The organism is Terribacillus saccharophilus (assembly GCF_046592595.1).
GTDB classification, from domain to species: domain Bacteria; phylum Bacillota; class Bacilli; order Bacillales; family Amphibacillaceae; genus Terribacillus; species Terribacillus saccharophilus_C.
In genome coordinates, this window is sequence record NZ_JAWVPF010000001.1 from 23,054 (window position 1) to 37,837 (window position 14,784).

A 14,784-nucleotide genomic window follows, 5' to 3' on the forward strand; every position below is an offset into this window, starting at 1 on the left:
TTTTGCCTCCTAAGTTGTTATTAGTAAAAAGTATTGCGCCATGATTCGACTTTATCTGATAAACTTATGTTACCATGCCTGTCCAATTCAGGTAATCCTTACTTTTGTCTCAGGAGGAAAGACGTTGCTTTCGTTCATTGATATTCCGGGTGTTCATCTCTTTTATACCATTATTTGCGTCTTACTTATAAGCATACTAGCCAGACTTATATTGTATGTGAGCCAGCATATGATGCGAACTGCCATCAGTGCCTGGAAAGTGACTCTAGTATCCCTGGGAACCGGCTTAAGTGTCGTACTAGCCACTTATTCTTTCACTTTATCAATTGATGCGGGGCCTGCTTCCCAGGCAACTTGGATTTTCTTCGCAATCAATTTCTGTACAAGCGCAATTTGCGGTGCAATTATCCTGTGTGTCGTCCGCAGTCCAATTGGCAATACCAAACATGATTTGCTGAACAGTCTCTTATTGGCTGCTTTGATATACTCATTACATATGATGACACCGATTACCTTATATCCTGACTTGCTTGATGTGGACCCTATAGAAGTACTTACTTCGATCGTTTTGACACAATCGACCATTTTTATTTTATTCCGTTTCTTCAATATGTACACGAATGGAGAACAAATGAAATGGGGCAAGTTATTGCTGCTATTTGGAAGCCTAATGTCTGGAATCGCTATTGTCGGGCTAGGTTATTGCATCTTTGCCTCTTTCACTTCTTATCATTCAGTCCTATCGCATAACCTGCATTTTATGATTCCAACAGTTATCGTCTTGATATCCAATACAATTTTGACTGTCATTCCGCTGCTTTATCGAAACAGAGCACTGCTGACGACGCATCAGCTCTATCAATCTCTGTTCAATGACAACCCTAATGCAGTATTGGCAGTCGAGAAGGATGGTTCGATTCTGCATGCTAACAAAGAAAGCAAGTATTTGACTGGTTATGATGGGGATACGATCAAAAGAATGGATGCAATTGCCTTGTTCCTTGAGAAGGAACTCTTTCAGGATTGCCTCGATATCATCAAGAATGGCGGATCACATCAATGGGACACCAAGATAGTCAGCCGATCAGGCACACAAATAGATGTTCATGTGACTGGTATACCCACTATTGTGAAGCATCATATTGTCGGTTACTTTCTCGTTATCAAGGATATATCGCATACAATTGAAACAGCCAAACAAGTTGAATTTCTTGCTTATCATGATGACCTGACCAAACTGCCGAATCGCCGTCTCATGCAGAAAAAGATGCAGGAATATGCCGACAAAGGTATTCCCTTCAGTATCTTATTAATTGATTATGATTTATTCAAACGTATCAATGATATATTCGGACATTCCTTTGGGGATAGGGTTTTAGTGGAAACAGCAGCTCGTTTGGAAAGAATTCTGGATGGTAAAGGCACGGTCAACCGGGTCGGGGGAGATGAATTCCTGCTCATCGTACCCGGAGATTCTGCAACTCGACTCGCTCAATATATCGTCGAGCAGTTCCGACAGCCAATTCGGCTACAAGACTACGAGCATGTTTTGCAAGCCAGCATTGGTATTGCTTCCTTCCCGGAGCATGCGGAAGACATGGATAATCTCTATAAGTATGCTGATATTGCAATGTACCAGACAAAAGAAAACGGCGGGAATAATTATACTGTCTTCAAGCCAGAAATGGCAGAAAAACAAGTGCTCCGTTTCGAAATTGAGCATGAGCTCCAGGGAGCAATCGAAACACAAGCTTTTGATTTGTACTTCCAGCCAAAATTTCACAGCTTCACACGTACAATAACTGGAGCTGAGGTGCTGCTGCGCTGGCATCATCCCGAACGAGGCTTCATTCCTCCAAATCTGTTCATTCCAATTGCCGAGGAAAGCGGGCTGATAGTCGCAATTGAACGCAGTGTCATTGAACGGGTCATGGCTTGCTTATCGAAATGGCGTGAAGACACAAATGAATGCATGATCCCTTGCATATCCATCAACGTATCTGTCATTACGTTCCTGCAGGATGATTTCTCTAGTTTCTTCCGGAAGCAGCTGAATCATTACAATTTGAATGGCAGCGTGCTGGAGCTGGAGATCACAGAGCGTGTCGTCATGCAAAATGAGACCAAGATAAATTCCACCCTTCAGAAATTGCGTGAAACAGGTGTTAAGATCAGTATTGATGATTTCGGCACTGGATATAGCTCTTTGAACTATTTGGATAAACTCCAGGTCGATATTTTAAAAATTGATCAAACGTTCATTCAACATATTGAATACAATCAATCCATTGTTGCAACCATTCAGTCACTGGCTGAAAACCTGAAGCTTCACACAATTGCTGAAGGAGTCGAAACGGAAGCACAGCTGCAAGCACTTCGCGATCTTGGCTGCACAGAGGTGCAAGGTTATCTGTTTTCCAAACCCCTGCCTCAATCTGATTTCGAGTCAGCTTATATTATGCAAGTACCCGCGGATGCCTAGCATTCCGGGTATTTTTTGTATATATATTTATCCGTTGCCACATACTAACAGCATTACTTTGGGAGGATGTGGGAATATTGCGGAACTATGCAGATAGAAATGCCATCCTGCTGTGTGTAGCAGCGATACTTATCTTCGTCTCTCCCCTATTCCTGCTGGGAGACCATGCCCATATACGGGTACATGACAATCTCGACTCCAATCTTGCTTGGTACAAAGTACTTGCTGAAAGCGGGCAGATGTTTGGCGGCGTCCATGCGGTCATTCCTCAGATTATTGGCGGTCTGCCCCGGGATGCACTCGGTACGGAATGGACACTTATTGTCTGGCTCCATGCATGGTTTCCGACAATGACCGCTTATGGAATCAGTCAGCTGCTTACCCGGCTGATTGCGTTTCTAGGTATGTATTTACTGCTGCGCACCCACGTTATCCGGAATAACAAAGCACATTGGATCGCTGCTCTTGTTTCACTTGCATTCGCCCTGACACCATTTTGGCCATCCGGCATGCTTAGTACCATGGGACACCCATTGGCACTTTGGGCTTTCCTATCTATCAGATCCCATAAGGCGAACTGGAAGCATTGGATTACTATTACCCTATTACCGTTATACGCTAGTTTCGTTCTTGGATTCTTCTTCTTCCTTGTCCTTATGGGAATTGTATGGTTCATCGATCTGCTTCGATATCGCAGGCTGAATCTGCTGTTCTTGATAAGTATCATCTGGATGACTGCTGTTTTCCTGGCGACGGATTACCGGCTTGTCTACACGATGATTGCTGGATCCGAAACGATGCATCGTGTTGAATTCGTGTCTTCCAGACAGGACTTTTCCCAGACGCTCCGCTTGTTTTGGAAGAATTTCACACTGGGTCATAATCATGTAATGACTCTCCATACCTTTGTGATCCTGCCAGTGCTGGCAATTGCTTTGATTTTGGTTCTCTTTAGGCAAGGTCGCACAAGACCAATGAATATTTATCTTAGCCTGACGGGATTGAATCTGCTGTTATCCTTTTGGTATGCCCTTTGGTTCAATAAGATCTGGAAAATTCCAAAAGAGCATATTGATTTGCTTTCTGCATTCAACTTTGCGCGCTTCCATTTTCTTCGGCCACTCGTTATTTACGTTAGTTTCGGTTTGGCTTGTTATCTGCTTTGGCAAATCGGGAAGCGCAGCATTAGAGTTTTTGTATATGCTTGCCTCTGTCTCCAACTTGTCATATTGGCTCTTTCCAACGAAGAAATCGTTTATGGTCTGTATAAGCACACACCAACCGTCGAGGCTTTTTATGCTGTTGATCAATTCCAGGAAATCCGCGATTATATCGGTAAGCCTCAAGACACGTATAAGGTAGCAAGCATCGGCTTGCACCCTGCTATCGCCCAATATAACGGTTTCTATACTGTCGATACATACAATAATATAATCCCATTGTCATACAAGCATCAGTTTCGTGAGGTCATTGCAGGAGAACTGGCTAAAAGCAAAAACCTGACGCGCTACTTCGATGAATGGGGCAGCCGCTTGTATGTTTTTTCGGCCGAGCTCGGGAAACACTATGATTTCCGGAAGAACTCCGACCGCAGCATTCATGATCTTAATTTAAATGCCAATGCTTTAAGAGAGCTGGGCGGAGCCTACATCTTATCCTCCGTTTTGATAGAAAACGCAGCCGATAATGATTTGCACTATGAACGAAGCTTCTCTCATCCCGATTCTGCTTGGAAAGTTCACCTATACCGGGTACAACCTTAAAGGAGGGAATCCATTGACTACATCTTTGCCTGTCCTTACTTTAGTGATTCCTTGTTATAACGAAGAAGAGATCTTGACGGATACTTGCTCCAAGCTATCATCCACTCTAGCCGCCTTGATGCAGGAGCAGCTCATTTCACCAGCAAGCAGTATTTTGTTCGTGGATGATGGCAGCAAGGATCATACTTGGCAGTTGATTAAAATAGAGCACCTGGCCAATCGATTCGTCACCGGTATTAAGCTCGCTGCTAATGCAGGACATCAGCGGGCGCTCCTTGCGGGGATGCTTCATGCAAAGGATTATTCCGATTGCGTCATCTCATTGGATGCCGATTTGCAGGATGATATCTCTGTCATCCGGACATTCGTGCTGCGTTATCTGGAAGGCTATGAAATTGTATATGGCGTTCGGAACGACCGCACATCTGATACCAGCTTCAAACGAAATACTGCAGCGCTCTTCTATCGGACAATGGAGATGCTCGGTATACGGCTCATTTCCAATCATGCCGACTATCGGCTGCTGAATAAACGGGCCTTGACAGAGTTGAGCCGTTATAATGAATCCAAGCTATTCCTTAGGGGTATCATCCCACAAATCGGCTTTCGATCTGATATTGTGACTTATGAACGAAAGCCACGGTTGGCCGGAGAAACAAAATACCCGCTGAAAAAGATGCTTAGTTTTGCATTTGAAGGAATCACTTCCTTCAGCGTTGCTCCTATCCGCCTTATTGCAGCAGTTGGCTTCTGTCTGTTCCTTATAAGTTTGCTCGCTGCCTGTTATGCTGGCATGCAGAAAATATTCGGGGAACCCGATGCAGGATGGACCAGCTTGATCATTTCCATCTGGCTTCTTGGAGGACTGCAGCTCATGGCAATCGGTATTATCGGTGAGTATATTGGTACAATTTTTGCAGAAGTAAAAAAGCGCCCCCTCTATACAATCGATAGTATCTTGAGGCAAATGCATCCCCAAGACAGCACGCACTTTACGAAAACTTAACAAATATTTTGCATTGCTGCAGTTTTTCTGTTAGAATGTCTTACAAACAGGATACCCCCAAAATATTTCTGTTTTGTTTGCTGCTGTGTGCTCAGTAGCAATGAAAAAGCCACTCATTAGAGTGGCTTTTTTGCTTTTATCAATCCCCGCTCAGTCGAGCTTTACTGGCTGTTTCTATTTGCTTTTCCACATAATTGCGATACTTCTTATACCATATTTTAATGGATACGACGTAAAGAACAACATTTGCAGCAATCAATATAGCAATCGTCGGCCAGAACCAATTCGAAACTGCTGCTCCCTCGTAAGCTAATCCTATTGGTGAGAAAATGACATAGAAAATGACAATAGCGAAAATCAGCGTAATGGATACAGGAATTGCGTGTTTCCATGGAACAAGATGATCTTCCCCATTTTCTGCGTAAAAGACTGGTTTGATCTTTTTCAATGGTTTTACTTTTGCCATGATGAGCATGAATACAACCTCAATCGCCAGCAAAATTCCGTACACGTGGATATAGTTGATACCAGGATCCCAGTCGAATATCTGGCGGAAACCCCATACCATCATATAATAAGCGATAACGTGGAATACGATTACTACTTTAGCCGCTGCAGCTGGTACACGTTTAAATATCATGCCCATTAATACAATTACTAGGATAGGTATGTTGAAGAATCCAGTAAACTGCCTGATCAGGTTCCACAACCCATCCGGTGCATACATAAGAAATGGTGCAACAAAGAAGGAAACCAGGGCAATGATAATGCCAAGGATCTTACTTACCTTGATCAACTTCTCATCCGAAGCATTTGGTTCGAATACCGGCTTGTAAATATCAAGTACCAGCAGAGTAGCAACACTATTCAAGATAGAGTTGAAGCTGCTCAGCACAGCCCCAAATAATACGGCCAGGAAAAAGCCTAGCATCCATACTGGCAGCACATCGCTGACAAGTGTCGGATAACTCAAGTCTCCATTTTGAACAGAGTCACCATACAAATGAAATGCGATAATACCAGGTATCAGCATAAAGACCGGAACCAAGAGCTTCAAGTAACCCGTAAACAGAATACCTTTTTGTCCTTCTGCCAGGTTTTTCGCACCCAAAGCACGCTGGATGACATATTGGTTTAACGCCCAATAGAAAAGGTTGGCAAAAAGAATACCTGTAAATATAGAGAAGAATGGAACATTATCTGTGCTGCTGCCTATCGCATTCAGCTTCTCAGGGCTATTCTGGACGATGTGCTTCATGCCGTCCACCATATTTCCGTTGCCTAGCAGAATAAAGCCTAGTATCGGAACGAGGAAACCGATGATGACCAAACCGATACCATTCAACGTATCAGATACTGCCACAGCCCTCAAGCCGCCGAAAATCGCATAAACTGCACCGATGATACCAACGAACCAAACTGTCATCCACAATGCCTGTGTATATGTAATATCGAGAAGTTCCGGTAAATCGAATAATTGGAGGACGGACACACCGCCGGAGTAAAGCATGGAAGGAATTGTAACGCACATGTATCCAAGCAGGAACAAAATAACGGTCAAGCGCCGGACAGTTTCATCATAACGTTTGCTCAAAAATTCCGGTATCGTGGAAATTCCAATTCCAAGGAACTTCGGCAGCAGGAAGATAGCCATGATAATAGCTGCAAGACCAGCTGTTACTTCCCAAGCCATACCCGACATATTATTTGTGAAGCTCTGTCCATTCAATCCAATCAGCTGCTCTGCTGATAAATTCGTCAACAGCAAGGAACCTGCTATAAATACCCCCGTCAATCCACGCCCCGCCAGGAAGTATTCATCAGCCGTGCTGACATTGCCTTTCGTCATATAGTAGGATACAACTGCGACCAATGCCATGAAAAAGGCACAGGAAAGCAAGATAAAGATAATTTCTCCGATACTGAACATGTGATCACCCTTTATGTAAGATAGCCTGCATTTTGTCAGGCCTCTTTTAAGTAACCGTTATCATGCCTCGGGAAACCTATTTAACCACTTATTTTTAATTATCTTTCCTTACATATACAAGTTCGTATTGATTTTCCTCTTGTAGTGGAACCCATGCCAACTCCAGCTGCAGTAAATCACCGAGCTGCTGTTTGACTTGCTCATAAGACAGCATGTGTCCACCAGTATCTTTAACTGCGTCCGGTACGCGGTCAACAATGCACTCTCTAATAAGTCCAGAATATATCCCGACGTGGATACTGGCTTCTATTCCTACTACAGAAATATCTGATTTAGTATAAGCAAAGAGAAAAATATATGCTGGTTCAAGCTCATCCTCGATAGCAGCATCCGGGGCAAGCTGCTCTCCTGCATGCTTCCATTCTCCAAGCGGCTGTTCGGTTACAGCTGAAAGAAACCGAACTGCTTGCCGCTTAAGCTCCTCCTCTGTATATCGCTTGTCTTTATGCCATGGCGTAGCTCCCGAATAAAACAGTACATCCTCATTCTTGCGGATAGCAACCTGATCCGTGATTTCATCGATAGGATGATTTTCCACATGGGTATTTTCTGCCCAAAGCTGTACTCCATCTTCGTTATAATAATTTACGTAGCTCTCGGTTATCCCCATTAAGCTTGCCCAATCCTGTTGCTCGGCAGCTTCCTCGATATCTGTGAGAACCGGCGGGAGCTCGGTGAATAATACAGTACCGTCTGCATGTACACCAATAGCCTGATCTGAGAGCTTATACACTGGATTTTCATCTTCAACAGCAATCACAACAGGTGTTTCAGCGAGTAGTTTTTGTTTTGCCTCCGCTGCATCCAACAGCTCCTTACTATCCTTGAGTGTATAAGTATTCCGATATAGCTGTGCTGCCGTAACAAAGCCAGAATCATGGACTTCAACTGTCAACCCTGCACTTGGTATCGGCAGATGGTGAATGGAATCTGTTTCAGCCAGACGGATTACCGTACTCTGTGAAGAATAGTTTTCCTGAATCACTTCTGCTGCTTCGGGATAAAATGCTGCGGCAAACTGCTGTGCAATGACATGAGCATCGCTTCCTTCTTTACCTTGGGGTGCCACTTGCAAGTCGAACCCAATGAGATCCCCTTTTTCATCTATATCCACAATACCGCATGGCTCTCCTTGTGCTGTCATAAGACGCAGCAGATCTTCTTCTGCTGTAACTTGTACATCTGCAGGAAGAAATTGCTTGAGATTTTGAATTAATTGTTTCATCCGTAAACTCCTTTTTATCATTCAGTTCTATTATTATGGCATAGATATAAAAATACACACAACAGCAGCTGCTGTTGTGTGTGAATCAATGCCCATGTACGACTAATTTTACATTTGATCCTACAGGATCTATAAGTGTACAGCTATTCAATTTCTGTTTAATCGGCAGTCCAACTGACTCCGCTCTTTTAATTGCTGCCTGAAGTTTCTCCTCATCCGGGAAGACAACGGTGAACCATTCCATGCCGGCTTCGTCCGGATTAACAGAAGGTGCATTGGCACCATGCCAAGTGTTAAGTCCTATATGATGATGATAGCTTCCTGTCGAAACAAACAAAGCACCTGGATAACCAGAAACAACCGTCTCGAAGCCAAGTATATTGTTATAGAATGCAGCCGCTTCGCCTAGATTGCGCATATATAAGTGGATGTGCCCCATTACAGTCCCATCTGGAAGACCACTCCACTCTTCCTCAGATGCTTCCTTCAATAAACTATCGCCATCAAGCGGATCTGTTGTCATCTGGATTTCTCCATTATTCCATTTCCAGCCTGTATCTGGTTTGTCCGCATAAATCTCAATACCATTTCCATCGGGATCATTTAGATAAATCGCTTCACTGACTCCGTGATCTGATGCCCCAAATGGCACTCTGTTCTGTACATAGAACTTCACTACATCAGCAAGATCAGCTCTGGTCGGAAGAAGCATGGCAAAATGATATAAACCAGCATGTCGCTCTGGCATTCTTTGAAGGTTTTGACCTTCCTCCAGGTAAAGCAGGATACTGCTTCCAGTTCCTAGCGCTGTCTTGCCTTGCCCTTCTTCTATAATGTTCAAACCAATTATTTTCGTATAATAAGCAACAGACTGTGCCAAATCTGCTACGCGTAATTTCACTTGTCCGATATAGGTTTGCGGCGGTTTTTGGTAGTGCATACAATATCCTCCTCTCCACTTACTTTATGTAAGTAAGTATATTTTAGATATCTATTTACGTCAAGTAACAAAAAAAAGAACACCACATTATGTGGTGTTCTTCTTATTTATGGCATTAATAGACCAACAATCGTTGCAGATAGGAAGCTGACAAGTGTAGCACCGTAAAGCAGCTTCAATCCGAATTTCGCTACAACATTTCCTTGTTTTTCATTCAAGCCCTTCACCGCACCGGCAATGATACCGATAGAGGAGAAGTTCGCAAAGGAAACAAGGAATACAGAAACGATGGCAATAACGCGATCACTCAAGACAAAGTCTCCGCCGGATAGAATCTGCATCGCTACGAATTCATTTGATACCATCTTCGTAGCCATGATGCTTCCTGCGTCAACAGCTTCTGACCAAGGCACACCCATAAGGAATGCGAATGGAGAGAAAACATAACCAAGCAAGTCCTGGAAGCTGATGCCGAAAATCCCTGAGAAGATACTATTGATCATGGCAATCAATGCAACAAAACCGATCAGCATTGCAGCAACGACAATAGCTACCTTGAAACCATCCATGATATATTCTCCGAGCATTTCGAAGAAGGATTGCTTCTCACCTTTTTCTTCCTCAATCATATCTTCCTTGGGATCTACCTCATAAGGATTGATGATAGAGGCAATGATGAATCCGCCGAACAAATTCAATACAAGTGCTGTAACGACATAACGCGGGTCCAGCATTGTCATATATGATCCAACGATAGACATGGAAACAGTGGACATCGCAGATGCACAAAGCGTATACAGACGATGACGCGGCAGCAAGCCAAGCTGTTTTTTCAATGAAATGAATACTTCTGACTGACCTAGAATCGCTGATGCAACTGCATTATAGGATTCCAGTTTTCCCAGACCATTTACTTTGCTAAGTGCAAGACCGATATATTTAATGATGAAGGGAAGAACCTTCCAGTATTGAAGGATACCAATCAATGCCGAAATGAAGACGATCGGCAGCAGCACGTTCATAAAGAATGTGGATTCTTCAACATTCACCAATCCGCCGAAGACGAAGTTAATACCTTCAGCAGCGTAGCCAAGTAACAGGTTAAATCCATCAGAGATACCTTTTACCAAAATGTTGCCTACTTCTGTATTCAATAGGATAAACCCAAGTACAAGCTGCAGGATGATCATGATAATGATCGGGCGAATCTTTATCATTTTTTTATTCGAACTAGCAATCCAAGCTAATCCCAGAAACACGAATAAACCGATGATGCCGATAATATAACTCATGTTGTTCCCCTTTCGCGTATATAGCCAAAACTGCGACGACGTTAATCATCAAAGTAAAACATAATTTTCACAACGAGTCCTATTATGCCATATTAATTACACATTACGTAGAACTAAATTAAAAGTAATTCTATTAACAATATTCAAACTACTATTCCAAGTGTACAGCCTTGCCTACTGAAAGACAAGGCTGTCGATTAATGGGAAGAATCTACACTTAAAACAACCATTTCATCATACGTGACAGCTTCTCTTAGTTTAGCTGCTGTAGCAACAGATATACGTTCTTCCTGCACATATTCATGAATGGCATCCCGCTCCATCCGGATAGCGCGCATCCGGAACTTATGAAGCTGCTCTTGAAATGCTTCATCACTTTCAAAGGATCGATAACGTCCGATGAGCTTTTTATTGTATAACTGTGTCACAATCAAAGCTTCATGTCTGTTGGCAGAAGTCGTCTGCTCACGTATCGCATCGATAGCTGCTTGTGCCCCTGCTGCCCGCAGTCTTTTCAGCTCATTGCCGACCTCTGGCGTTGTGCTGAGTATTTGTTCTGCATGCAGCTCCCAATTTTCTTTCCAGCGCTTTCGGAACCTACGGCGGATTCGGGCAATCTGGAAAGCTCGCTTGAATCTGCTGAATGTTGTATTGACGAGGTATTGCTCCGGCTGTGTCATAAGTACTTGGTATAACTGATACGCATCCTCAGAAATTCCTTCTTTTGATGCCATTTCTTCGATACGTTTCTGCTCTGCTTCCCTCCCGACTTTGATCAAGGATTCAATCGTCTGTTTGTTCGGATCCTGCAATATCCCTTTTTCAAGGTCGACAAGCTGTTCCTCCAGATCGCGTACAACCAAGTTGACAGCCAGCTGCGTTTCCCTTACTGCATCTGCTTGGAGCTGATTAATCGTCTGCTTCAAAATAAGTCGATACACCTCTTTAAAGGAAAGCAGCCCGTCATCTCTTTTTTCCGGCTTTGGAATCATGATTGGCAAAGCTACAGAAGCAAAGATCAGACTGAGCAGTATCACTCCTGTCGCGACGAATAAAACCGTATTTCGCATGGGGAACAGGGAGCCATCATCTAAATAAAACGGGATGGACAAAGCTGTTGCCAATGTAATTGTTCCATGAATTCCGCTTGTAGCCATAATGAGTGCGTAGTAACCGCGTCCGACAGTTTCCGTTTCCGTATCCCCTGTCTTTATGTGGTTTTGATAGTTCTTGGATACAAAGCGTTCCATACGGCTTTTTGGAGGTGTTGTAAAAGGTCCATACAAGCTATACACCCATAGGAAGCGGATAAGGAACAAAGCAATAAAGACGATGATAATCACTCCGAACAAACGCACCATACCAATTTCGTTCGTTTCTTGAATTCCCTGATATACTTCAGGCAGCAAGAATCCTAACAGTACGAATACAAGGCCATTCAATACATATTCCACAATGGTCCACGTGTTATTGGAAAGGATTTGCAGTTTGGTTGTTGTCTGCTGCAGGCGGTCGCGTTCAATGCCATGAATGATACTGGCAGCTACAACGGCTAGAATTCCGGAAACATGCACCTCTTCGGCAAGCACATAAAGGAAGAAGGGCGTCATTACTTGCAGAACGATAAGCATCGAATCATCTTGAAAGCCATGCTTCAGCAGCTGCAGCCGAATCGTGACAATCACATACCCTGCAACTACCCCAATTACCAAGCCGCCGATAGAGACGAACAAAAATTCCACGGATGCTCCCCCGAACGAAAACACACCAGTCAATGCAGCAGCAAGCGCCACTTTGAAAGATACGATACCGGCTGCATCGTTCAGCAACGACTCTCCTTCCAGTATCGGCATTACATTTGATGGCAGCTTCAATCCACGTGTAATCGATTTTACCGCCACATTATCTGTCGGTGATATCGTTGCAGCCAACGCGAAAGCAACCGCCAGCGGCATGGATGGAATAAGCCAATGGATCAAAAATCCTCCTAGTCCTACTGTAAGGAATACAAGTCCAAAAGCAAGGAGTATAATCGGTGTCCGAAGCTGCCACAACTCTTTTCGGGACGCTTTTTGACCCTCACTGAATAGGAGCGGAGCAATGACACAGATCATGAACAATTCCGGCTCGAATTCCAGGGATATATGAAGAGGAAGTATGGATGCAGCTAAACCTAAGATAATCTGGATCAGTGCTAGCGGCAGAGGCAGTATTTTACTGACTGCAGTCGAAAGGATAACCGCTAATAATAATACAAACAATGCTGTAAAGAAACTCATGCTGTGTGCCAAACCTACTTTCAAATAATATAAGCTAGTTTCCGTTATTACATCTTTTTCACTCGTTGGAAAAGACCGCTGCCTGAAAGGGAGCGGTCTTCCATTTAGAAGAAAGTCATATGATAAGAACTGTTGAACTCTGCTTTTGGAGCAAGCTTCTGTATTCCTGACTTTTGTGATAACACTCCTATTGAATCCGTTGTATCCGCAATTCCGAACCACGGCTCGATACATACGAATGGAGCTATCGTCCCTGTCGTCGCATCATACTTGGACCAAATCCCGACGTATGGAAAGCCTGGCAGTGTGACAGACACGCCATTTCCTTGACTTGATTGCAGACGTACTTCGTCGATTTGATCGTAAATCAGGGCATCATCTTCGAAAAGCGCTGCCTGAATCGACATAGCCGGCAGTACAGCAGGCTGTTCTTTCTCCCGAATCAATCCATCAGCCAGCTCATACGCTGTGACTTGCTTATGCTGTGCAGGTTTTAAATGAAGCTTATAATCGGCAGCATTCTCACCTGATTTAAGCGGGACGCGAAAAGCTGGATGAGCCCCAATGGAGAAAAACATCTGTTTTTCTGTTTCCAGATTGTTCACTTTCCATTCTACATGCAGCTGATCTGCCTCCAGACGGTAGCGAATTTCCACGCGAAATTCATAAGGATACACATCCTGGTATTCCCCGTTTGACTCTTTTACAAATGTAGCGGAAGCGGATTTTGCGTCTGTTACTTCAAAGGCAGCATCTCGCAGGAAACCGTGCTGGGAGAGTTCGTACTTCTTCCCTTCCGCTGTATACTGCCCGTCCTTCAATCGACCGACAATCGGGAACAAAACAGGCGAAACACGGCCCCAATAGGCAGTATCCCCGCTCCACATATAAGAAAGCTGCGTATCATGATGAAGCACACTCCTCACTTCTGCTCCTAATTCCGCAATTTCAACACGAAGCGATTCATTTTCAATTATGATCATGACTGTCCCGCCCGCAAAATTTTCTTCCGAATCGCTTCTGCAACACCATGCGCATTATTAGAGGTCGTGATATAATCTGCTGCTTCTTTAATGGCTTGTATAGCATTTTCCATAGCGACGCCGCAGCCGGCGTACTGAATCATGGATAAATCATTTCCATTATCACCAATTGCCATAACCTCTTCCCGCTTGATTCCAAGCTGCTCGGCCAGCTGTTTCACCGCGCTGCCTTTGCTGGCTTCCGGATGGAGTATTTCATAAAAATACGGCGCACTCTGTACCATCGTAAAACGAGCCTTCCATTCATCTGGCACATTGGCTATTGTCTCGCTCAATCGCTCTGGCTCATCAATGAACATCACCTTTGGAACAAGCACATCCCGCGAAATTTCATCGACAGCCCGATAATGCAGCGGCATTTTCGTCATAAAGGACTCCAGGACTGTATAGTTGCTGATATTTCGGTTCGATGTATATAAGGATTTAGAGTCAAAGTAATGCATCGGTGTACCGAGTTTCAAACTAAGCTTATGCAAGTCGATGAAGTCATCGTAAGATAAAGATAATTGCGATACAACTTCATTCGTATGAGCATTCTGAACAAGCGCTCCATTGAAGGCAATGACAAAATCTCCATCCTCATTCAGGATTAATTCTTCTAAATAACGGTACACGCCATGAATTGGTCTGCCTGTACACAATACAATTTTGACCCCGAGCTTTTTTGCTTCCTGAAGGGTCTCATGCACTTCCATTGTCACTTCATGCTGATCATTCAATAACGTTCCATCCATATCTATTGCTACAAGTTTATACATACTTCA

Annotated in this window: 10 protein-coding genes; 3 read left to right on the forward strand and 7 right to left on the reverse strand. The window is 43.7% G+C overall.

Features of this window, described 5'->3' with window-relative positions:
• Positions 1–124 precede the first annotated feature (124 nt).
• The 3 genes from SFC25_RS00110 (at position 125) to SFC25_RS00120 (ending at position 5,251) form a co-directional block, all read left to right on the forward strand.
• Positions 125–2,482, forward strand: a complete 2,358-nt coding sequence (locus SFC25_RS00110) for a putative bifunctional diguanylate cyclase/phosphodiesterase (protein ID WP_411213245.1) — start codon at positions 125–127, stop codon at positions 2,480–2,482.
• A 68-nt stretch (positions 2,483–2,550) separates the two neighbouring features.
• Positions 2,551–4,245, forward strand: coding sequence for a DUF6044 family protein (locus tag SFC25_RS00115; protein WP_411213247.1), 1,695 nt, complete (start codon positions 2,551–2,553; stop codon positions 4,243–4,245).
• Positions 4,246–4,258: 13 nt separating this feature from the next.
• A complete protein-coding gene (locus tag SFC25_RS00120) occupies positions 4,259–5,251 on the forward strand; it encodes a glycosyltransferase family 2 protein (RefSeq protein ID WP_411213249.1) in 993 nt (330 codons plus the stop codon).
• A 139-nt stretch (positions 5,252–5,390) separates the two neighbouring features.
• On the opposite strand, the gene SFC25_RS00125 is transcribed toward SFC25_RS00120, so the two are convergent.
• The 7 genes from SFC25_RS00125 to yidA all read right to left on the reverse strand — a co-directional run bounded on the left by SFC25_RS00125 (position 5,391) and on the right by yidA (position 14,778).
• Positions 5,391–7,181 carry a solute:sodium symporter family transporter gene (locus SFC25_RS00125; RefSeq protein WP_411213251.1) on the reverse strand — a complete coding sequence of 597 codons (1,791 nt, stop codon included), beginning with the start codon at positions 7,179–7,181 and terminating at the stop codon, positions 5,391–5,393.
• A gap of 94 nt (positions 7,182–7,275) precedes the next feature.
• Complete coding sequence (locus SFC25_RS00130; protein ID WP_411213253.1) at positions 7,276–8,466, reverse strand: hypothetical protein; 1,191 nt, start codon at positions 8,464–8,466, stop codon at positions 7,276–7,278.
• Positions 8,467–8,551: 85 nt separating this feature from the next.
• The gene (locus SFC25_RS00135) at positions 8,552–9,406 is read right to left on the reverse strand and encodes a VOC family protein (protein WP_411213255.1); all 855 of its coding nucleotides are present in this window, start codon (positions 9,404–9,406) and stop codon (positions 8,552–8,554) included.
• Positions 9,407–9,513: 107 nt separating this feature from the next.
• A complete protein-coding gene (locus SFC25_RS00140; protein ID WP_411213257.1) occupies positions 9,514–10,698 on the reverse strand; it encodes a NupC/NupG family nucleoside CNT transporter in 1,185 nt (394 codons plus the stop codon).
• Between the two features lie 197 nt (positions 10,699–10,895).
• A complete protein-coding gene (locus tag SFC25_RS00145) occupies positions 10,896–12,977 on the reverse strand; it encodes a Na+/H+ antiporter (RefSeq protein ID WP_411213259.1) in 2,082 nt (693 codons plus the stop codon).
• A gap of 104 nt (positions 12,978–13,081) precedes the next feature.
• Positions 13,082–13,960 (reverse strand): aldose 1-epimerase family protein, encoded by an 879-nt coding sequence (locus tag SFC25_RS00150; RefSeq protein ID WP_411213261.1) that lies wholly within the window; start codon positions 13,958–13,960, stop codon positions 13,082–13,084.
• On the reverse strand, positions 13,957–14,778 hold the full coding sequence (yidA, locus tag SFC25_RS00155; RefSeq protein ID WP_411213262.1) for a sugar-phosphatase: 822 nt from the start codon (positions 14,776–14,778) through the stop codon (positions 13,957–13,959). The genes SFC25_RS00150 and yidA overlap by 4 nt, the downstream gene beginning before the upstream one ends.
• Between the last annotated feature and the right edge of the window lie 6 nt (positions 14,779–14,784).

Bases quoted from the DNA above. Each gene is read 5' to 3' on its own strand.
- SFC25_RS00125 (WP_411213251.1), bottom strand. From the start codon at position 7,181: ATGTTCAGTATCGGAGAAATTATCTTTATCTTGCTTTCCTGTGCCTTT.
- SFC25_RS00130 (WP_411213253.1), bottom strand. From the start codon at position 8,466: ATGAAACAATTAATTCAAAATCTCAAGCAATTTCTTCCTGCAGATGTA.
- SFC25_RS00135 (WP_411213255.1), bottom strand. From the start codon at position 9,406: ATGCACTACCAAAAACCGCCGCAAACCTATATCGGACAAGTGAAATTA.
- SFC25_RS00140 (WP_411213257.1), bottom strand. From the start codon at position 10,698: ATGAGTTATATTATCGGCATCATCGGTTTATTCGTGTTTCTGGGATTA.
- SFC25_RS00145 (WP_411213259.1), bottom strand. From the start codon at position 12,977: ATGAGTTTCTTTACAGCATTGTTTGTATTATTATTAGCGGTTATCCTT.
- SFC25_RS00150 (WP_411213261.1), bottom strand. From the start codon at position 13,960: ATGATCATAATTGAAAATGAATCGCTTCGTGTTGAAATTGCGGAATTA.
- yidA (WP_411213262.1), bottom strand. From the start codon at position 14,778: ATGTATAAACTTGTAGCAATAGATATGGATGGAACGTTATTGAATGAT.